General features: G+C 41.8%; 24 protein-coding genes. 10 read left to right on the top strand and 14 right to left on the bottom strand.

Features of this window, described 5'->3' with window-relative positions; all coding sequences use genetic code 11:
* The coding region (locus AC5YCD_RS07540; RefSeq protein ID WP_496129448.1) for a transposase family protein at window positions 1–213 on the bottom strand (213 nt) is incomplete at its 3' end.
* A gap of 172 nt (window positions 214–385) precedes the next feature.
* Between AC5YCD_RS07540 and AC5YCD_RS07535 the strand changes: the two genes are divergently transcribed.
* From AC5YCD_RS07535 to AC5YCD_RS07525, 3 genes are all read left to right on the top strand, one after another.
* Window positions 386–829 carry a YaaC family protein gene (locus AC5YCD_RS07535; RefSeq protein ID WP_496129447.1) on the top strand — a complete coding sequence of 148 codons (444 nt, stop codon included), beginning with the start codon at window positions 386–388 and terminating at the stop codon, window positions 827–829.
* An 86-nt stretch (window positions 830–915) separates the two neighbouring features.
* On the top strand, window positions 916–1,305 hold the full coding sequence (locus tag AC5YCD_RS07530; RefSeq protein ID WP_496129446.1) for a hypothetical protein: 390 nt from the start codon (window positions 916–918) through the stop codon (window positions 1,303–1,305).
* A gap of 232 nt (window positions 1,306–1,537) precedes the next feature.
* Window positions 1,538–1,966 carry a hypothetical protein gene (locus AC5YCD_RS07525; protein WP_496129445.1) on the top strand — a complete coding sequence of 143 codons (429 nt, stop codon included), beginning with the start codon at window positions 1,538–1,540 and terminating at the stop codon, window positions 1,964–1,966.
* A gap of 26 nt (window positions 1,967–1,992) precedes the next feature.
* Here the strand turns inward: AC5YCD_RS07525 and AC5YCD_RS07520 are convergent, their stop codons facing one another.
* The 3 genes from AC5YCD_RS07520 to AC5YCD_RS07510 all read right to left on the bottom strand — a co-directional run bounded on the left by AC5YCD_RS07520 (window position 1,993) and on the right by AC5YCD_RS07510 (window position 4,598).
* The gene (locus AC5YCD_RS07520; protein WP_496129444.1) at window positions 1,993–2,946 is read right to left on the bottom strand and encodes a 2-hydroxyacid dehydrogenase; all 954 of its coding nucleotides are present in this window, start codon (window positions 2,944–2,946) and stop codon (window positions 1,993–1,995) included.
* A 75-nt stretch (window positions 2,947–3,021) separates the two neighbouring features.
* A complete protein-coding gene (locus AC5YCD_RS07515) occupies window positions 3,022–3,216 on the bottom strand; it encodes a hypothetical protein (RefSeq protein WP_496129443.1) in 195 nt (64 codons plus the stop codon).
* A gap of 116 nt (window positions 3,217–3,332) precedes the next feature.
* Complete coding sequence (locus AC5YCD_RS07510) at window positions 3,333–4,598, bottom strand: hypothetical protein (RefSeq protein ID WP_496129442.1); 1,266 nt, start codon at window positions 4,596–4,598, stop codon at window positions 3,333–3,335.
* A gap of 120 nt (window positions 4,599–4,718) precedes the next feature.
* Between AC5YCD_RS07510 and AC5YCD_RS07505 the strand changes: the two genes are divergently transcribed.
* Window positions 4,719–5,495 carry a class I SAM-dependent methyltransferase gene (locus tag AC5YCD_RS07505; RefSeq protein ID WP_496129441.1) on the top strand — a complete coding sequence of 259 codons (777 nt, stop codon included), beginning with the start codon at window positions 4,719–4,721 and terminating at the stop codon, window positions 5,493–5,495.
* A 22-nt stretch (window positions 5,496–5,517) separates the two neighbouring features.
* Window positions 5,518–6,054: a hypothetical protein gene (locus AC5YCD_RS07500; protein ID WP_496129440.1), complete on the top strand. Its 537-nt coding sequence runs from the start codon at window positions 5,518–5,520 to the stop codon at window positions 6,052–6,054.
* On the opposite strand, the gene AC5YCD_RS07495 is transcribed toward AC5YCD_RS07500, so the two are convergent.
* On the bottom strand, window positions 6,048–7,238 hold the full coding sequence (locus AC5YCD_RS07495; RefSeq protein WP_496129439.1) for a TIGR03862 family flavoprotein: 1,191 nt from the start codon (window positions 7,236–7,238) through the stop codon (window positions 6,048–6,050). The genes AC5YCD_RS07500 and AC5YCD_RS07495 overlap by 7 nt on opposite strands.
* A gap of 3 nt (window positions 7,239–7,241) precedes the next feature.
* On the bottom strand, window positions 7,242–7,883 hold the full coding sequence (locus AC5YCD_RS07490) for a class I SAM-dependent methyltransferase (RefSeq protein ID WP_496129452.1): 642 nt from the start codon (window positions 7,881–7,883) through the stop codon (window positions 7,242–7,244).
* An 81-nt stretch (window positions 7,884–7,964) separates the two neighbouring features.
* Between AC5YCD_RS07490 and AC5YCD_RS07485 the strand changes: the two genes are divergently transcribed.
* A complete protein-coding gene (locus AC5YCD_RS07485; RefSeq protein WP_496129438.1) occupies window positions 7,965–8,150 on the top strand; it encodes a DNA gyrase inhibitor YacG in 186 nt (61 codons plus the stop codon).
* Between the two features lie 110 nt (window positions 8,151–8,260).
* Window positions 8,261–8,440: a hypothetical protein gene (locus AC5YCD_RS07480; protein ID WP_496129437.1), complete on the top strand. Its 180-nt coding sequence runs from the start codon at window positions 8,261–8,263 to the stop codon at window positions 8,438–8,440.
* 39 nt (window positions 8,441–8,479) lie between these two features.
* On the opposite strand, the gene AC5YCD_RS07475 is transcribed toward AC5YCD_RS07480, so the two are convergent.
* The 5 genes from AC5YCD_RS07475 to AC5YCD_RS07455 form a co-directional block, all read right to left on the bottom strand.
* Window positions 8,480–9,124, bottom strand: coding sequence for an MBL fold metallo-hydrolase (locus AC5YCD_RS07475; protein ID WP_496129436.1), 645 nt, complete (start codon window positions 9,122–9,124; stop codon window positions 8,480–8,482).
* Window positions 9,125–9,133: 9 nt separating this feature from the next.
* The gene (gene hemH / locus AC5YCD_RS07470) at window positions 9,134–10,153 is read right to left on the bottom strand and encodes a ferrochelatase (protein ID WP_496129435.1); all 1,020 of its coding nucleotides are present in this window, start codon (window positions 10,151–10,153) and stop codon (window positions 9,134–9,136) included.
* Window positions 10,154–10,216: 63 nt separating this feature from the next.
* Entirely contained in the window at window positions 10,217–11,245 is a 1,029-nt protein-coding gene (locus tag AC5YCD_RS07465) for a DUF4062 domain-containing protein (RefSeq protein WP_496129434.1), read from the bottom strand.
* A 45-nt stretch (window positions 11,246–11,290) separates the two neighbouring features.
* Complete coding sequence (murI, locus tag AC5YCD_RS07460; protein ID WP_496129433.1) at window positions 11,291–12,154, bottom strand: glutamate racemase; 864 nt, start codon at window positions 12,152–12,154, stop codon at window positions 11,291–11,293.
* Between the two features lie 40 nt (window positions 12,155–12,194).
* Window positions 12,195–12,806, bottom strand: coding sequence for a DUF1285 domain-containing protein (locus AC5YCD_RS07455; protein WP_496129432.1), 612 nt, complete (start codon window positions 12,804–12,806; stop codon window positions 12,195–12,197).
* A 184-nt stretch (window positions 12,807–12,990) separates the two neighbouring features.
* Between AC5YCD_RS07455 and AC5YCD_RS07450 the strand changes: the two genes are divergently transcribed.
* Window positions 12,991–14,703: an electron transfer flavoprotein-ubiquinone oxidoreductase gene (locus AC5YCD_RS07450; RefSeq protein ID WP_496129431.1), complete on the top strand. Its 1,713-nt coding sequence runs from the start codon at window positions 12,991–12,993 to the stop codon at window positions 14,701–14,703.
* A gap of 176 nt (window positions 14,704–14,879) precedes the next feature.
* Here AC5YCD_RS07450 and tusA read toward each other — a convergent pair whose 3' ends face one another.
* Window positions 14,880–15,131 (bottom strand): sulfurtransferase TusA, encoded by a 252-nt coding sequence (gene tusA, locus AC5YCD_RS07445; RefSeq protein ID WP_496129430.1) that lies wholly within the window; start codon window positions 15,129–15,131, stop codon window positions 14,880–14,882.
* A 157-nt stretch (window positions 15,132–15,288) separates the two neighbouring features.
* Between tusA and AC5YCD_RS07440 the strand changes: the two genes are divergently transcribed.
* Window positions 15,289–16,128 carry a CorC family transporter gene (locus tag AC5YCD_RS07440; protein ID WP_496129429.1) on the top strand — a complete coding sequence of 280 codons (840 nt, stop codon included), beginning with the start codon at window positions 15,289–15,291 and terminating at the stop codon, window positions 16,126–16,128.
* Window positions 16,125–17,684 (top strand): apolipoprotein N-acyltransferase, encoded by a 1,560-nt coding sequence (gene lnt / locus AC5YCD_RS07435; protein ID WP_496129428.1) that lies wholly within the window; start codon window positions 16,125–16,127, stop codon window positions 17,682–17,684. The genes AC5YCD_RS07440 and lnt overlap by 4 nt, the downstream gene beginning before the upstream one ends.
* Before the next feature lie 34 nt (window positions 17,685–17,718).
* Here the strand turns inward: lnt and AC5YCD_RS07430 are convergent, their stop codons facing one another.
* Complete coding sequence (locus AC5YCD_RS07430; RefSeq protein WP_496129427.1) at window positions 17,719–18,054, bottom strand: hypothetical protein; 336 nt, start codon at window positions 18,052–18,054, stop codon at window positions 17,719–17,721.
* A 283-nt stretch (window positions 18,055–18,337) separates the two neighbouring features.
* Window positions 18,338–18,802, bottom strand: coding sequence for a type II secretion system major pseudopilin GspG (gspG, locus tag AC5YCD_RS07425; RefSeq protein ID WP_496129426.1), 465 nt, complete (start codon window positions 18,800–18,802; stop codon window positions 18,338–18,340).
* Between the last annotated feature and the right edge of the window lie 3 nt (window positions 18,803–18,805).

Raw genomic sequence — 18,805 nt, 5'->3', positions numbered from 1 at the left:
CCGAATCAGGCAGTCTTCAACATGACGGACAATTCTTGAGGCTGTGGGCTCTGAAACCCCGTAACTCGTCGCAACGTGAAATAAGGTTCGGTATTTTCCCGCCAATAGCTCAAACAGAGCAGAACCTGATCCTCCAGGCTTAACTTGGGTGGTCTGCCTTTGGCAGGGACATGCTTCTGCAATTGCACAACCATCAAATAGAAGGTTGACCATGAGATGCCCGTGTATCGCTTGAACTGAGGATCAGAAAGCTTGTTTGAATCGATGTATTTCATCCGCAGATTATGCACGAATGTCAAGAAATATGGAGTGCAAATATTAATCAAAAAGAAGATCATTTTTTGATTTATGAAAGAGATCTAATGAGCAAAAAACTAAAGTTGATATGAATAAGTTTTTAAAAAATGAACGAGAGAAATACTTTATAAATGGCTTACCGCGTGAGGGTAAAATAGTTTATCGTTCAAAGCGAAGAAAATCTTTTACTAAAGATAATGTTAATACGATCTATCAAAATATTTTAAAAGATTACTGTAAATTTGATATTGTTCCAATTTTAACCAATACAGGTTATCGTTATTATGTTGACTTAAAAAATCCTGAATTACCACATTTAGCATATACATTACTATGTATGTTTTATTTAGGCTCAGTAGCACGTTATAGACCTAATGAAGCAAATGAATTACTAGAAGGTACTTTAAGACCTGTTGTCAGTGAATTTGTTAATCTTTCCCCGAATCAATTTTTATATCAATTATGTTCTATTTTATTAGAAAAAGAATGTGTCATGCCTTTTTCTTCTATTACTCCAATGAGTACGATATAAGTTAAATAGCGTTCTTAACAAGAAGTAGTCATTTTTATTTCAATTCCCTATACTTAACTTAACAACTAACCAACAAGAACCGAGCTATGAAACTAAAAACGCTACTACTTACAGGTCTTACTTGCCTTTCAATCACTGCATGTACCTCTGCACCAAAAATCCCACAACTGCAAGCTGGCGTATTGCAAGAAGTCACAGACCTCGAAGTCTATCCTGATACCAAAAACAATAAAGCCAAACTTACCAAACTCAAAGACAACTGCGTGATTGAATTTACTGGCTTTATGGAAGGCGGCAAAGTCGTAGAACAATGGTCATTCTCGGGCAATAGCTTAATTTCAGGTGGTTCAGCAGTCTTTGCCAAAGATGGCACCAGTACTGCCACTAAATTTGATCTTTACGACCAAGACAGACAAGCTAACTTTATGGCACTTAAAAATCATTTCCATAAAGATGCTTTGAAGCAATGCCAATAAACTAAATCCTTTTATCCCTGAGCTTTGGCTTAGGGATAAAACAGATATACATCACTAAAAATAATATTTTTAAAATCTGTATCACATTTTTATTAAAAACTTTACAATTCCAGTGATTTTAAAAGCTCTTCGTTTATCAATGGCTATGATATTTAAACTACGCTTTGCAGCTCAGATTCTCACGAGTATGGTCACACTCACACTTATAACGCCAAGCTTTGCGTCTAGCCACATGGCATATCAGCAACCTAGCTATGGCGATAACCCCAATTTAATGCGGGTGCTGCTGTATAAAACCAAACAAAAATTACTACCATCTTCCACCGTTTTAGCGCCTCCCATTAATACATCACAAGTTGCAGCCCCTCAAACCCAAGTACAGCCCAGCCTAGATTTACAAGCAGTCAATCAACACTTGATTCGCTTACCCCTTACCCCTAAAGCGCCACAACCCCAAAAAATACCGCAGGCACAAGCCGTAGTGGTACACAAGCAAATAGCAAAGCACCCAGCCAATTTAGCGCCTTTATCTACCCATAACGTCATTCATATTCCGCAGTTAGTGGATTTATCGCGTCTCAATGTCCGAGAACCACGCATTATTATTGAACAAATTCCAGCCGAAATTGAAGATGACTATTTTTCCAATAATAGCCCTTAAAAAAGCCGTGCTGGGCACGGCGTAACTTAATTGACTTGGCGGATGGGCTGACCGGCCTTAAAAGCAGCAAAGTTTTCGCGCATTTGCTCCACAATACGCTGTCTTGCATCAACACTGCCCCATGCACTGTGTGGAGTAATAATTAAATTTGGAATACTCGGGTCAAGTAATACATTGCCCGCAACAGGTGGTTCAACAGTTAATACGTCAGTTGCAGCACCCGCAATTTGACCACTCACCAATGCCTGTTTTAAAGCAGCTTCATTAACAATGCCACCACGCGCACAGTTAATTAAAAATGCCGATGACTTCATCGCTTCAAGTTCCTCACTCGAAATCAAATCACGTGTCTCATCAGTTAACGGGCAATGTAAAGTTAAAAAATCCACTTCTGTCAATAACGCTGCCAAAGGCACACGCTGTTGTTGTAGTGGACGATTCGGTAATTGTGCTACCAACACGCGCATACCAAATGCTTCGGCCAGTTTCGCCACCGCTTGACCAAGCTCGCCATAACCGACAATACCTAAAGTTTTACCTGCTAGCTCAAGAATAGGGAAATCCAGTAAACAAAATTGATGCGACTGTTGCCATTTTCCAGCCCGTACCGCACGATCATAGTTTAAAAAGGAAGTGGCTAAATTAAGCATGAGCATTAAGGTATGCTGCGCTACGGCAGCTGTGCCATAGGCTTGGCAATTACATACTACAATACCCTGTGCTTTGGCTTGGGCTAAATCCACATTATTAGTGCCTGTAGCAGAAATCAAAATCAGTTTTAGCTGTGGGCATTGTTTTAAAATCTCTGCGTCTATCTTCACTTTGTTGCTGATCACGACATCAGCTTGTTGAATACGCGCTAACACCTGCTCAGGATCGGTTGCCGCAAATAACGCTAAATGGCTAAAATCTTGAGCCAGCCCAGTTAAATCTAGGTCATGTTGATCTAAAGATTGATAATCTAAAAATACCGCCTGCATGGGGCTATCCTTGGCAAAGAGAGAGCCTTATTAAAGCCAATTTATGCCTTAAGATTCAAGCATTAAAAAGCCTGCTTAATCTGCAGGCTTATTGTGATGTTGACGAATCAGATAACGCATTTGTCGAATGATATAAGCGGCAAGTCCTATGACCACTAAAATACCACTGCCCATGGTGATATATGCCGCTGCAGCGATACTTTCTGCAAAGGCAAGACTAGGACTACAAGCAACCACTAGCACCCACATCATTGAAATACACTGCGGCATTACACTCTCCTTATGTGCCATGCTCATGACCTCAATTTGATCTTAAGACATTGGCAGACAAAAGCAAGTGCTTAAATTTTAGACTATAGTCCCAATTTAAATGGCACAGTTACTGCTTAATCCAATTGGGTCACAAACTGGCTGTGCTCGTTTAAGCTGTCGCTAAATTCGGTGGCACCAAAGGCATTACTACTTAAATTCAAGTGTTTATAGCTTAAAACATAGTAATCACTATATTTCTTTAAAATTAATGGATGCATGCCTACACCTAGAGGATCTTGTATCTTACACAGCTTCATAATATGCCGATCATTCATGGTAATTAAGTAGGGCTCGTCATTAACCAAAATTCTAACCAAGGCATTGTGCTGCGCATAAATAGGAATTAAGAATTTATGGTTTAAATCGATTGCATCAAAGGTATAACTTTCAATATTTTGACTAATGACATTAAATACCAAGGCATGCCCAAAGCTATCAAGCAAATGATTTTGATTTTCTTGCGGCAAGTTAAAGCTAATGCCGAGCTTTTCTAAATCTTGCTGACTAACTTGCTTATTACTAAGTAATTCACGTACCAAACTTTGTTTGAGTTTGCTGTCAAAAAATTGCTGATCAAGTGCTAAATGATTGTTCTTTAAAATGCGTCCCAACGCAAAACGATGCCTTGGCAGTAAATTTTCAATGACTTTACGATAATAGAATTTACTGTTCTTTTTCACTTGACGCATTTTTTTATAGAAAAATTCGGCATCAAATTCATGAGTTAAAAACTCATTTAATAGCTCAGAGCTGGCCAAAACCGCAATTGCATCATGGCCTGTAAAAGGCAATTTTAGGGTATGCAGATTGGGCAATACGGCTTTGAGCTTTTCATAATGACGACGATCTTCAACACAATAGGGATCATAGACAATCAGATATTCACATGTGCTGGAGACATCTTCAGCCTGCACACGCATGTTGTGATTATTCTCTTGATGAAAGAACATGTTATAGCGCGGATCATCAACATCCTGTGGATCAATGGAGTACTGCGGCACCAAAGCCACAACCCGTTGGCAATCCAACATTTTGGAATATTTAATGGCAGCATAACCGCCCATAGAACCTGCATAAGCGATATGTTGTTTAAACTTGGCCAAAATCGGACGAATTGCGTCTAACATGGCATGCATCGATTGCTCGGGAAACCATGAACGCTCTTTTGGCATAATACCAATCACATTAAATTGATACTTGGCTAATGACTTTTCAGCATTGATGTTATTACCTTTGGCTCGAGTAATTAAATCACCAAACGAGAAGATCAATTGCTCAGAGCTACCCGGCATCCAAATCACGCGTATATGCTGATCTTCAAAAATAATCTGTTTTTCCATGTGTTAACCCAAAGCGTTAGGCGCTTATTTTTATTCCCAAGGTACAATCCGCAAAGCTACTTGTCAGCGCGATGAATAATGCTATTTTATAGATATCAATCAGATTAAAAAGCACAAAATATGACACAATCATTGCATCCTGCCGCAGCACAAGGATTTAGCGTGGCAGCAGTGCTTTATGAAAATGTGCGACCCAGTTATCCCAATGCCATGACCACTTGGCTGTTACAACAGTTGAATTTAAGCAGCCACAGCCATATTGTCGATTTAGGTGCAGGAACTGGTAAATTTTTACCGTATTTGCAGCACATTACTGCGCATATTAGCGCAGTTGAACCCATTGCTGAAATGCTAGCGCAATTGCGACAAAAATTTCCTGAAATCTCGAGCATACAAGCCAAAAGTGAAGATTTACCTTTAGCCGATCAAAGTATAGATGCCGTGATCTGTGCACAATCTTTTCATTGGTTTGCCAACCCTACCTCTTTGGCAGAAATTGCACGTATTTTAAAACCCAATGCACCTTTGGCTTTAATTTGGAATCAGCGTGATTGCCGCATACCTTGGGTCAAAGCTTTAGCAGAACATATTGCCCCTTTAGAAGCGAATACACCACGTTACCATGATGACCAATGGGAAAAAGTCTTTGAAAATCAAAATCTATTTGATATTGTAAACTTAAAAGTATTTCCACAGCAGCATACAGGTAGCGTTGAACAAGTGGTGTCTAAACGCCTACTTTCCACCAGCTTTATTGCTGCTTTGCCTCAGGATGAGCAACAACAACTTAAACAACAATTTGAAAAAATTGTCTTGGACTATACTGGTCGTCGGCCACATGAGGAAATCTGTTTCCCTTACCAAACCTTCGCCTACCATTTTACAAGATTGCCTTAAGCCAAAATAATGAGAACTGAAGATGCACATTGCGTACCTGATTATTCCGGTGTTACTTGGTACAGTCATCAACCTAACCGCCTGTAAAGAACAACCAGAACCCCCTAAGGCACAAAACAGTGTCATGCAACAACTCATCACACAAAATGTAAAAAGCTTTGAGCTCAGCGCGGATGATCTCGATGATCTCAATACCCTCACCGACTATGATCAACGCTTTTCAGCCATGAGTGATGCCACTGAAGATGAACTGATTCAGATGCGCCAAGCAGGCAGCTTAAGTGAAGATTTTGCCTTATTGCGTAAACGTGACAATATTCAATCTGCGCTGCTGATGCTAAAAGATTTACACCTTAAAACTGAGCAAGGCCGTTATATTCAAGGCATTATGTATCGCTATTGGGAGCAGCAAGATCAGCTATATGCCGATAAAATTTCCGGCCAAACCCAGCTCACCCAACAGCAAATTCCAATGCAAGGGATTGGAGATTTTTTACATGCGCATGAACAATTAGAACACTGGCAAGCACAATATCATCAAAGCAATACAGCTTATTGATGCAAATAAGCGTGTACACCTTGGCCTGCAGCACGGCCTGTGGCAAAGCAAGCTGTAAGTAGATAGCCACCAGTGGGTGCGTCCCAATCTAGCATTTCACCACAAGCAAATAAATACGGCTGTTGCTGAAATGCCAAATGCGAATTCAGTACCTCACGGCGCACGCCTCCAGCGCAGCTGATCGCCTCTTCAATAGGACGAAAGCCAGTTAAATTTAGGCTTAAGTGTTTAATGGCATAGGCCAATTGTTCAGCATCATGCCAAAGCGTTTTAGCCACCAATTCGCGTACTAGATTGGCTTTGGCATTGTCTAGACCGGCTTTACGCCAAACATTGCTAAGAGATTGCTTTTTACTGGGGAGCAGCTTTTTCGCCAGTTCCGCTACACTGAGCTCTGGCATTAGATCCAAATTCAGCTGCATTGAACCAGTTTTAAGCATGGCACGTAACGCGCGACCTTGTTTATAGATCAAACCACTTTCTAAACCATAATGGCTAATTACAATATCCCCTGTGCTTTTGTCGCTAGGGTTAACCCATGCCTCAACACGTTTTAAGGGTTGACCAAAAACAGGTTGCATAAACTTAGACCACGGATATTCAACCCCAGCATTGCTGGCCTGAAAGGGTTCAATGCTGTTTGGACTGAGCCATTCTTGCCATGCTCCATCACTGCCAAGTTGTGACCATGACACCGCACCACAGGCTAAAACAATCGCATCAAATTCTTCGACACGGAGTTGATCTTGTTTTAAATCATGCAGTTTCAGACTCTTATCTTGTAGAGCTTTCACCTGATGTCGATAGAAAAATTCAACCCCTGCTGCACTTAAACGTTTAAGCCAAGCACGTAACAAAGGTGCAGCTTTCATTTCAATTGGGAAAATTCGCCCTGATGACCCCACATAAGATTCAATGCCTAAACCTTGCATCCAATCTTGAATCCATGTGGCATCCCACCGTTGGATCCAAGGTGCCAGCCACTCGGCTTGGTCATAACGGGCAATAAATTGTGGTAACGCTTCAGCATGGGAAATATTAAGACCTGTTTTACCTGCCATTAAAAATTTACGTGCGGCAGATGGCTTTTGCTCAAAGACCTGTACCTGATAGTCATACTGGCTCAGGACTTCTGCGGCCATTAAACCTGCTGGGCCTGCACCAATAATTGCAATGCGTTTCATGGCTTAATCAGTCACCATGTTTTGCCCTTGTAAGGGTGCAAAGTCATCAAAACGAGTGCGGTAATCCGCAGGCTTAGTGATGATTAACTGCTGACACAATTCCCCACGCTGTAAATATTTGACTTCAAAATGGGTACGAGCCGATGTAGCAGCAATTTTTTCTTTGACAAAAGGCAGTTGCCACACCTCAATCAATTGCTGCTGCGCTTCTTGGATATATTCTGGAATATTACTGGCTAAAGTAATCTGACCACCGGGCTGCAAACGCGACAATAAAAATTCAAAAAACGGCATATTTAGCCAGCGCTGTGCTGGGTTATGCGGTTCTGGATTTGGATATAAAATAAAGAATTGCTTCACTTGCTGCGGAAATAACGCATGTACCACCCAAGGCAATGCATCGGCATGTACAGGTGTTAAATTCTGCTGACCTTCAAGTTGATGCTGCTTTTGCATGGCCAAGAATTTCTCGCGCGTGCGTTCAATGGCAATCAATTGTTCCTGTGGATGGCTGGCACTAAACAATAAAGCATGTTTACCTTTACCTGCACCAATTTCCACACAAATTGGGTGATTGCTTATCGCTTGAAAGTCACGTGGTGCACGCATACGTTGGGCTTGAAATTGACGAATTGGCATAATCAGATCAAACTTAGAAAAATCCGCACAAGTCTATCAAGTGTGCTCGTATTTGCCTAATCTATTGCTTATTTCTCGGAGAAACTTATGCCCACCACACTGCAATGCCCACGCTGCGGCACAACCACCACATGGCAAGGCAATGACTTTCGTCCTTTTTGTTCTGAACGCTGCAAAATGATTGATTTAGGTGCTTGGGCCAATGATGAATACCGTTTACCTACTCAAGATGCCCCACAAGCCCAAGGCGACCCCGACGAAAACCAACACTAAATAGCGTAAAAAATGAGATTGATATTATAATTAGTGCTAGAAAATGCAGCTTATTTAGTCGACAATGTCCTCTTAAAATTTAATTTTTATAATAATTGAGGGGAAATAAAATGACAGCATGGGGGTTAAAATTTTTACTGGTCGCCTTGATAGGGCTTGGGATTTTTTTCCTAGGCATTGGCCTATATGCCAGTGATATGCTATGTCTAGTAATAGGAGCTTTAATCGAATGTGCAGCATTGCTTGTATTTACAGAGATTAAGAAAATTACTCGCCATCCATTCCGTTAATCAACAATTAAAAAAGGCCAGTGCAACTGGCCTTTTGACTTAACCTGCTTTGCTGGCTACAAATGGATTATGTTGTTTTTCATAACCAATGGTTGAAAGCGGGCCATGCCCTGAAATAAATTGTGTTTCATCGGGTAAGCTAAAACATTCACGCTCAATTGAATCTAACAACTGTTGATGATTGCCCCGTGGAAAATCGGTACGTCCAATGGAACCTTTAAACAAAACATCCCCTGTCCAAAGTAAACCGTAGTTTTGGTTATAGAACATCACATGCCCTGGGGTATGTCCGGGTGCAAAACGCACTTCAAACTTTTCTTCACCTAAAGTGAGTACTTCACCGCCTTCAAGCCACTGATCAACTATTACTTTTTCAGGGATTGGAAAACCATAACGCGCTGACACTTCTTGGATTTGATCTAGCCAAAACGCATCTTCTTTATGTGGTCCAATGACAGGGACTTGCCATAAGGCTTTGAGTTTACCGACCGCTCCAGCATGATCTAAATGGCCATGGGTTAACCATAAGGCTTTAACCTTTAAACCTAATTCTTCAACCACAGCTTGCAGCTTTTCTGGCTCGCCACCTGCATCAATTAAAATGGCATCTTTACTGTCTTTATCCCAAACGATCGAACAATTTTGGGCAAATGCCGTCACCGGCACAATTTGAACTTGCAACATGGGCAATCCTCAAGACGAAATGGCCAGTGTCTGGCGTAAGGCCTCAAGATTAGCTTGAAGCAATTGGCTTAGCAATTGTAAATGATCATGACGCGTATTCAGAGCTGGAATATAGGCATAGCTTTGGCCACCTGCCGCTTTAAAATTTTCTGCATTTTCAATGGCCAGCTCTTCTAAAGTTTCTAAACAGTCTGCCGAAAATGCCGGACTCATAATCTGTACCGACTTGACCCCTTGGGCTGCCCAATCTTGTAGTAAAGCATCGGTATAAGGTTTAACCCATTCTTGCTTTCCAAAGCGTGATTGAAAGCTGATCGCCCATTCATCATCAGCTAAACCTAGCTGTTTGGCCACCAATTGCGCCGTGATACGACAGCGGTCGGCATAGGGGTCACCTTTATCCGCATAAGGCTGTGGAATACCATGAAATGACATTAATAGCTTATCTGCACTGCCATGGCGGGCTCTAAATTCTTGTACGCTTTGCGCCAAAGCTTGGATATACAAAGGATGCTGATAATAATCGCGCACAATACTAATGCCCGGCAAATTGCGCTGCTTTAACATCCATTTGGCTAAAGCATCATACAATGGTGCAGTCGATGTGGCTGAATACTGCGGAAATAACGGCAGTAAGATCACATGATCTTGTGGGTTTTGGCTCAACTGCGCTAATAACTGCGTAATTCCTGGGTTGCCATAGGTCATGGCAGGCACAATATTCAGCTCAAATTCAGGGAATTGAGCAGGCAGTTGTTGTTTGAGTTGTTCGACTTGCTTGAATAAAATTTCACGCATGGGCGAGTCTTGCTTCCACACACTTGCATAAGCCTCAGCGACGCGTTTAGGACGAAACGGTAAAATAAACAGGCGTAAAATTATTTGCCATAGGGGTTTGGGAATCTCGATGACACGTTGGTCTGATAAAAACTGTGCTAAAAATCGCCTAACCGCAGCAATGGTCGGCGCATCTGGCGTACCTAAATTGGCAACAATAATGCTCACTTTTGGCTTTTGTACAGACGTCATGACATGGGCACCCTTATGAATGTGAGCCTACTTTAACAGTTTTTTGAGCCTGTGCTATATGGATTAATTCGAGGATTTTAATTGAGAAACACGATGATTATCTAATATACGACTCTCGATAAGCTTTTGTGCCTTAGGCGTAATTTTCCACAATAAACGTTGTCTTTCATCGCGCCCATGTGGGCTGATCCATTCATTCTGACGCATTTGCGATTTAATATGATGTAAAGCCCGAATGTGAATTTGCGCTCGCGCCACAGCATGTACTCGCGGCATTTGCATTCTCGCCTCATCCATCGCGGTGTCATTAAGATAATCATTTAAACGTTTACTAAAATATTCTTCTGGCATCGTACGTGTAAAAGTTTCACCTAAGACCAAGAGCAGTTGTGCCCATGTCATTTTGCGCAGCAGTTTTAATTCTTTAAAGTTGCCATCTTGATAAGCATGAATACGGTATTCAAATTCGAAGTCATCGTGCATGGCCACTTTTTGTATATTCATCACAGGATCTGCATCACGGCGCCCTTGATCCACTTCAAGTTTGGTGAGTTGATGCTTGAGCTTTTCAATTTCATCCAGTAATTTTTGTGTACTTTCAGGACGTACCCAGCCAATAGCAGGATAACGCTCTAGCATTTGTGGCATTTGTTGACGCACCACCAGCTCTAAATCGCGTAGTGTGCGATAGCTAAAAACATGCTCATTTTCATTGGTCAGTTGCTGACGGAAGCTACTAAATTTTTCAAGCAGATCGGCTTTACTTTCACGTAGTTCTGGGGCACGGCTGTCTGGCGCTTCATACATCACCACCACAATTGGTTTATGTTTGCTTTTGGCATACAAATATTCTAGATGCAAGTAACTCACCCCAGACACCGACAGCTCACCATATTGGCTACCCAGCAACAGCACCACATAATCACTTTCATCGATTTGACGACGTGCAAAGGCAGTACTCAATGGTGTACGCTGTTCAAGTCCCCACGAGAAAAAGCCCATCCCAATTAAAATTTGGCTCAAACTCATCCGTTCAGGGCGCATATCTGGCCCTGAAGTTGCGATAAAGACTTGATAACGCTTGTCTTGCATGCCTGCTCCCCGTGTCATGCCTGTAGTTATTTTTATGCTGCTTGACTAAGGCAAGTTAGCCATCGTCCAGCTAATATCTGGTGTGATTAAGTGTTGTAAAATTGGCTGCAATTGTTTGGCATTACGACCACTAACATAACAGCATAGTCGTGGTGTCGTCTGCTGCGGCGCAGCTAATAAGCTATTTTTAATCAAAATTCGCGCAGTTTGTCGTGCTACAGCTAAACCTGAATCAACTAAGCTCAATCGCCGTGCAAAAAGCTGCTCAATTGCTGGTTTTAAAAATGGATAATGGGTACACCCCAAAACCAAATGATCCGCGCCCTGATCCACCACTGGGGTTAACAAGGCTTGCAAAGTTTCTAAACATGCTGCACTCATTTGCTGCCCTGCTTCAACAAAAGGCACTAAATCTAAACAAGTGACCGGTAATACCTCGACCTGAGCAGGGTCTGCAAAACGGGCAATGACCTCTTTAATAAGTTTGCCACGAAAGGTAGCAGGGGTAGCTAGCACAGCCACTTTTTTAGTTTTTGTCTGTAAAACCGCAGGTTTAAGTGCAGGCACTAAGCCAATAATTGGAAAATTTTCGCCATAATGCTCACGTAAATAATCCAAACTAAAGGCAGACGCAGTATTACAGGCCACCACAGCGACCTTACAGCCCTGACGATATAACCATTCAATGGCATGCGCGGTCAGCTCGCGAATTTCTTGGTCAGAGCGTGGTCCATAAGGCACATGGGCTGTATCGGCGAAATAGACAATGCGTTCGCTGGGTAAATAGCGTGCGATCTCTTGTGCGACCGATAATCCGCCAATTCCTGAATCAAAAATCCCAATCGGTGCATCATTAGATGCTTTAGGCATGGGATGAGTTAAAGGAGGTAGAGGATAACGCGTGCTCATAGCCAGTAAAATGCGAGAAATAATCTGACAAGCTTAAACCTCAACTTTGTAATTGCAAGCGTAAATCACCACTTTGTAGCTGTAAAATTGTAGCGCCCTCTTCGTTTTCACTCAGCTCGCCCATTTCAATTAAATGGAAAAATGCCGCACGACCAATTAAGGCATTAATGCCAAAACGTACATGCACATAAGGACGCATCTCACCTTGGTAATCGCGCATAAAAATGGCATGCTCTGAATCAACAATAATTTCATCTTCATGGTCGCTGATGAGTTGAATATAGCGTTTGCCCTGTATGTCCACTTGGCAAGCCGACTGAATAAACAAGGGTTCATCTTCAACCTGAATTTCAATCTGCTCGACTGGGGTCTTTAAATAAAACTTACCCTGTTCTTTCCAAAGCACACTGGCAAACAGGTCCGTTAAGGCCTTACGTTTAATTAATTGACCTTCGTGCCACCATTCACCATTGGCTTTTACAGTCAAATCCATTGATCCACAACGTTTTGGTTGCCAAGTGTCTACAGGGGGAATTGACTTTTTGTGACCCACCTGTGCACTTTTTGCGTATTGTGCTATTGAATTTAAGTTTTTATTATCAGAGTTGACTGGATTTTGCGTCGGATGATTGGAATTATTTTGATTTTCCATAGTTAAATACCTGTCTGACGTAAAAATAATAGGATTCAGCCAATTGGCTAGAACTCGGTTTAAAACTATACTAACCCACAATCAAGGTATGATCATCATCATGCCGAAGTATTAAGCACACTCATGGCAGCGCCGATTAAGGAAATCATCGGTTGCCACCCGTCAATTATATGAGGAGTCCTACATGGAACACATCGAACGTGAATCGATGGAGTTTGACGTAGTCATCGTTGGTGCAGGTCCTGCTGGCCTTTCTGCTGCGATTAAAATTCGTCAACTTGCAATTGAAAATAACCTAAACGATTTGTCCGTTTGTGTCGTGGAAAAGGGCTCCGAAGTCGGTGCACATATTTTATCAGGCGCAGTGTTAGAACCACGCGCCATGAATGAACTGTTCCCAGACTGGAAAGAACAAGGCGCACCGCTCAATGTTCCAGTAACAGAAGATAAAACGTATTTCTTACTCTCTGATGAAAAATCACAAGAAATGCCACATTGGATGGTGCCAAAAACCATGCACAATGATGGCAACTATGTCATTTCACTCGGTAATGTGGTGCGTTGGTTAAATACCAAAGCTGAAGAGTTAGAAGTATCGGTATTCCCAGGCTTTGCTGCCTCTGAAATCTTGTACCATGCAGATGGCACGGTAAAAGGTATTCAAACCAGCGACATGGGCATTGGTAAAGATGGCGAACCAACGCATAACTTTATGCCAGGTTACGAATTACATGCCAAATACACTCTATTTGCTGAAGGTTGCCGTGGTCATTTAGGTAAGCGTTTAATTTCGCAATTTAATTTAGACAAAGATGCCGATCCGCAGCATTACGGTATTGGGATTAAAGAGCTGTGGGAAATTGATCCTGCCAAACATAAAGCCGGTACTGTAATGCACGGTGCAGGTTGGCCTTTAACTGAAACTGGCTCTTCAGGCGGTTGGTGGTTATACCATGCAGAAAACAACCAAGTGACCTTGGGTATGATTGTCGATCTTTCTTACCAAAACCCACACATGTATCCATTTATGGAAATGCAGCGCTGGAAAACCCATCCGCTGATTAAGCAATTCCTAGAAGGTGGTAAGCGTATTTCTTATGGCGCGCGTGCTGTAGTCAAAGGTGGTCTAAACTCACTACCGAAGTTCACCTTCCCAGGTGGTTGTTTAATTGGTGATGACGCAGGTTTCTTAAACTTTGCCAAAATTAAAGGCTCACACACCGCCATGAAATCAGGCATGCTGTGTGGTGAAGCCGTCTTTGAAGCGATTGCTGCTGGTGTAGAAAAAGGCGGTGATTTAGCCATTGCCCGTGTCACTGAAGGCGAAGATTTCTTTATTAAAGAAGTAACGGCATATACCGACAAATTTAACAACAGTTGGCTGAAAGAAGAGTTGCACAGTGCGCGTAACTTTGGCCCTGCGATGCATAAATTTGGTACCTTTGGCGGTGGTGCATTTAACTTCATCGATCAAAACGTATTTAAAGTACCATTTACTTTACATGACTTAGTGCCTGACTTTAGCGCACTGAAAACTGTCGATGCGGTGAACTTTAAACCGAACTATCCAAAACCAGATGGTAAGCTGACTTTTGACCGTTTATCGTCAGTGTTTGTATCGAATACGGTGCACGAAGAGAATCAACCGGCGCATTTAAAACTGACCGATGCCTCGATTCCTGTCAATGTAAACTTACCAAAATGGGATGAACCTGCACAGCGCTATTGCCCTGCTGGCGTTTATGAAATCATGGACAATGAAGACGGTTCTAAGCGTTTCCAAATTAACGCGGCCAACTGTGTACATTGTAAGACTTGTGATATTAAAGACCCATCACAAAACATTACTTGGGTAACACCTGAGGGTGGCGGTGGTCCAAACTATCCGAATATGTAATTCGGCTAGTTCTTACGCGAGCTCATACCCTAACATGTAATGTTAGGGTAACCTTGCGAAGCATTGCTTCTCATACCCAAATATGTAATTCGCATTGAGTAGAATTCTACTCTGCACATACATAAAAAAATCCCTGCCAAGTGCAGGGATTTTTTTGTTTGTGACTACACAGCCAATTAGCCTTTTTGCACTAAATAATGAAATTCTTTATTGCCATTTTCATCTAAGCGCTCTTCTTGTAATAACAGCTCATGACCTAAGTGCATACAAAACTTTGGAATATCCCAAGAGGTTGAGTTATCCGTGGCAAATACTTCCACTACATCACCTGATTTAGATTTACGAATCGCTTGATGCAACATCATCACTGGTTCAGGGCAACGTAAACCGCGGGTATTAAGTTGAATACTGGGAACAAGATCGGCCATGCTGACGCTCAGAATAAAAAACCTGAATTATTTTAACATATCTCAGACAAAGTTAAATTCTGCCGCGCTTCAGGCATGTTTATACATAGACAAGCGTATTTTCTTCGGTATGATTAAAATTATGTTTTTTTGATATTAAGAGTCTTTAGGAAAGATCATGCACGAGGAATCAGGCCCATCGTGGGGTATGCGCGGTTTACGTAAATGGTTAGGTACCGCACCAGAAACCCGCGATGAATTGCTAAAATTAGTACAAGATTCACGTCGTTTTTTAGAGCCCGACACAGTTGCAATGCTAGAAGGTGTTCTTGACTTACCTGCGACTAAAATTCGCGAAGTCATGACCCAGCGCCCTGCGATTGTCAGCCTACAAGAAGATGATCAGCTCATCGATATTTTGCCAGTTTTGGTTGAATCAGCGCATTCACGTTTTCCTGTGTTTTCTGTTGATCAACCAGACAATGTGGTCGGGATTTTATTGGCCAAAGATTTATTGCCGTTTTTGATCCACCCAAATCCAAACATTAATGTGCATGCCTTAATGCGTCAGCCATTGTTTGTGCCAGAAAGCGCACGTTCTGACCAAGTGTTACGTATGCTTAAAAACACCCAAACCCATATTGCTATTGTAATTGACGAATATGGCAGTACTTCAGGTTTGGTGACTTTAGAAGATATTTTAGAAGAAATTGTCGGTGAGATTGAAGATGAACACGATAAAGCTGATCCAGAATCAGAATATATTGTGCCAGATCAAGATCCCAAAACTGCTAATACATGGTTAGTACAAGCCTTAACCCCAATTGAGTATTTTAACAATATGCTCGATACCCAATTCCCAGATGATGAAGTGGAAACCATGGGCGGCTTATTACTGCAAGAAATTGGTTTGGTGAGCGATTTACAGGGTCAAACCATCCAAATTGATGATTGGCAATTTACCATTTTACAAGCCGATGCACGTAGCATTCAGTTAATTCAGGCTGTGCGTCAATGAGAGCTTATTTTACAAAATTAGCGCGTGATGTAGAGCAGAAAAAAGCATTGCCGCTGATTTATCCATTATTACTGGCGCTATTTGCTGGTGCCATTTTTAGCCTTGCATTAGCACCCTTTGAGCAGTGGTATATTGCACTGCTGTCACCGGCTTTATTGTATGCGGCCTTACATAAACGCTCTGCCAAACATGCCTTTGCTATTGGTTTAAGCTACGGGATTGGCTTATGGTTTGTAGGTGCTTTTTGGCTCTACACCTCAATCCATGTCTATGGTGATACTGCCGCACCACTGGCCATTTTAATGATTGCCATTATGGCGATCGTCATGGGCTTATTTAGTGCTTTTCAAGCTTGGAGCTACCGTCGTTTCTTCCCAGAAACCCCATTAACCTTTGCGCCACTTTGGGTGCTGTTTGAATGGGCGAAAACTTGGGTCTTCACTGGTTTTCCGTGGCTGTTTGCCGGTTATGCCTTTACCGGTTATTTCTTAGATGGCTATGCACCGCTGTTTGGTGTGTTTGGTGTGTCTTTTGTGGTGATTGTTTTAGCCTGTGCTTTGGTCGAGCTATGTCGTAAACGCTTGATTTGGGTGATTCCATCAGCCATTTTATTATTGGGTGCTTGGGCTGCCAGCCAAATTGAATTTGTTGAGCAAAAAGCCACAAAACCGCTTTCTGTCTCATTAGTTCAAGGCAATATTCCGCAAGACTTAAAATGGCTCACCGAATACCAAGGCAAAACTTTGAGTATTTATGCCGATTTAAGCCGCACAGAATGGGGACGTGATCTGATTGTTTGGCCAGAATCTTCGATTCCAATGTTCCAAACCGATATCCAGCCCTTTTTAGAGCTTATGCAGCAGCAAGCCAAAAATACCGGCACAGCTTGGGTCACAGGTATTCCGTATTGGGATTTAGCTGAATCAAAACGCCAAGCACAGCCCATGTTTTATAACAGTATTATGGCTTCAGGTGCAGAAGCAGAAGGCTTATATAAAAAACAACGTTTAGTGCCTTTTGGTGAATATATTCCATTGTCTGGTTTACTCAGTTGGGTCCTTCCTGCCTTGCAAAACGACCCATCTATGAGTGGCTTTAGCCGTGGTGCCAGTGATCAAGTGCCACTTAAAATTAAGCAGCAAAACTTGGGTGCGGCAATTTGCTACGAAGTGGCTTATCCAAATTTAACCCGTCGTAACGCGAGCCAAAGTGATTTCTTGGTGACTGTGTCTAATGATGCTTGGTTTACAGGCACTGCGGGCCCGCTGCAACATTTGCAAATGGTGCAAATGCGTGCCAAAGAAAATGGGCGTTGGTTTATTCGCGCGACCAATACAGGGGTCACAGCCATCATTAACCATGAAGGTCAGATTGTTAAGCAAGCCGCAATGGATCAACGTACTGTGTTACGTGGTGAATTACCTGCCATACAAGGTCAAACCTTATATAACCGTTTAAGTGATTGGCCTATTTTAATCTTGTCATTGTTATTGCTGATTTTAGGTTGGATATTCCGCCCCAAAACAGTCGATGTGTCGTTTAAATCACGACGCTAAATACTCAAAACCGAGGTCTAGGCCTCGGTTTTTTTTATGCTTGTAACGCTAAATAGGACAACATCGTTGCCAAAGACAACATAGGTACATAACGATATAACTGCACCACAGCTTGTTCAAAGCGGCTCACTTCAGCGTGCTCAAGCTTGGTCACTGTAGCCTGTAGCGCAAAACAAAAACTTAATAAGGTTAAAGCGCTAAATAAGCTAATCGCAAAAAATCCCAGCATAATTTGGCTGCTGCCTTCAGTGCTTTGCCATAAATTTAAAAATAATTGGCTCATCGGTAATAAGCTTAATACTAGTAGTACCGACTTTAACATTGACCAATGGAATTGGTTGATTTCATCCGACAAAATTAATGCTTTCATTCCATCCTCCTTAGTCAAAAATGTTGCCTTGAGGACATTATGCGATTTTATTTTTTAAATAAAAACCCCATTAATCTGCATATTTTTCAATTATTGTAATCAATAAATATGGGAATAATTCTTATTATAAATCGCATCACGCGATTATTATTTTAATAAATATAAATCAATAACTTAATATAATATTTCTAATTAAGATGTATTATCACTTCAGTATAAATAGAAAGACCCGATTAACTGAAGTGATATATTCCATCACTTAAAAATCTAGAATGATTCTTAATTAAGGTTGGTAGAAAATATCGGCGTCTGTACCCTCACCACCTTCTTTGCCATCTGCACCAAATGAATATAAATCAAAGGCACGACCATCGCTGCCTGGTGCGATATATTGTAAGTCATTATCCCAACTGTCTTTTGGATAACCACCTTTGATATAACCACCTGGCATCCAGTTTTTCGCTGATTCAGGTTGCGTGACTAGGGCTTCTAAACCACCATCTTGCATACTTGGATAGCGACTGTTGTCTAATTTATATTGGTCCAAAGCACCTGCGACCCCTTTTAAGGTAATCACTGTGGTATCAACTTTGGCCTTTTCACCACGCCCCATCATATTTGGGACAATCAGCGCTGCTAACACCCCTAAAATCACAATCACCACCATGACTTCAATTAAGGTAAAACCCGCAGCACGTTTAAAACGTGGCAGCGCTTGTTTTGCTGTATTCATGTTCATCTCGTTCATACA

This window comes from Acinetobacter sp. CY05, from assembly GCF_059515805.1.
Note: the sequence above shows the minus strand (reverse complement) of the source record. Positions and strands in the feature narration are given on the sequence as shown.